The organism is Cryobacterium sp. MLB-32, assembly GCF_000738085.1.
Lineage (GTDB): Bacteria > Actinomycetota > Actinomycetes > Actinomycetales > Microbacteriaceae > Cryobacterium.
On record NZ_JPRS01000651.1, the window covers coordinates 1 to 1,073 of the forward strand.

At 58.8% G+C, this 1,073-nt stretch carries 3 protein-coding genes and 1 pseudogene; all 4 read right to left on the reverse strand.

Annotated features, from left to right (window positions below; genetic code table 11):
* Positions 1 to 198 (reverse strand): annotated as a pseudogene (locus tag JF66_RS20655) (50S ribosomal protein L5); the annotation flags it as partial.
* The gene (gene rplX / locus JF66_RS20660) at positions 198 to 557 is read right to left on the reverse strand and encodes a 50S ribosomal protein L24 (RefSeq protein ID WP_035880829.1); all 360 of its coding nucleotides are present in this window, start codon (positions 555 to 557) and stop codon (positions 198 to 200) included. The gene rplX and the pseudogene JF66_RS20655, both read right to left, overlap by 1 nt.
* A 2-nt stretch (positions 558 to 559) precedes the next feature.
* Positions 560 to 928, reverse strand: a complete 369-nt coding sequence (rplN, locus tag JF66_RS20665; RefSeq protein WP_035880831.1) for a 50S ribosomal protein L14 — start codon at positions 926 to 928, stop codon at positions 560 to 562.
* Between the two features lie 33 nt (positions 929 to 961).
* The coding region (locus JF66_RS20670) for an uS17 family ribosomal protein (protein WP_035880832.1) at positions 962 to 1,073 on the reverse strand (112 nt) is incomplete at its 5' end.

Genomic DNA, 1,073 nt, shown 5'->3' on the forward strand with positions numbered 1-1,073 from the left:
CACCTTGCCGTCGCGAGCTGCTTCTCCGACACCCATGTTGACGACAATCTTCGTCAGGTTGGGGATACGGTGCACGTTCGTGAAGCCGAGTTCAGTCGAGAGCTTCGCGCGAATCTCGTCCTGGTACTTCTGCTTGAGCCGCGGCTGGATTTTGCCAGCCGGAGCCGCAGCTTCTGTTGCTACTGCGGAGTCAGTCATTAGAGGTCCTTACCCGACTTCTTGGCGTAACGAACGCGGACCGTCTTGGTGACGCCGTCCTTCGTTACCTCTTCGGTACGGAAACCGACGCGTGTCGGCTTCTTGGTCTCCGGGTCAACGATCGCAACGTTGGACACGTGAATCGGTGCCTCGAAGTTCTCGATGCCGCCGGTCTTGGTGCCGCGCTGGGTCTGTCCGACGCGAACGTGCTTGGTCACGAAGTTGATGCCCTCAACGAGGACACGGTTCTTCTCGACGTCTACAGAGATGATCTTGCCCTGCTTGCCACGGTCTCCGCCGCGAGCCTGGCTGCGCCCGGTGATGACCTCAACGAGGTCGCCCTTTTTGATTCTGGCCATGATTAAATAACCTCCGGTGCCAGCGAGATGATCTTCATGAACTTCTTGTCGCGAAGTTCGCGACCGACCGGTCCGAAGATTCGGGTGCCGCGGGGGTCACCGTCTGCCTTCAAGATCACTGCTGCGTTCTCATCGAACTTGATGTAGGAGCCGTCCGAACGACGGGTCTCCTTCTTGGTGCGAACGATGACAGCTTTGACGATGTCACCCTTCTTGACGTTTCCGCCCGGGATTGCGTCCTTGACCGTGGCAACGATGACGTCACCGAGACCCGCGTAGCGGCGGCCGGAGCCACCGAGAACGCGAATGGTCAAGAGTTCCTTGGCGCCAGAGTTGTCGGCAACCCGGACGCGTGATTCTTGCTGAAGCACTTTTTATCTCCTTCTGTCAAGTAAGCGCGAGGCTTACTTGGCCTTCTCGAGAATTTCGACCAGGCGCCAGCGCTTGGAAGCGCTGAGCGGACGGGTCTCACTGATCAGGACCAGGTCACCGATGCCGGCGGAATTCGCCTCATCG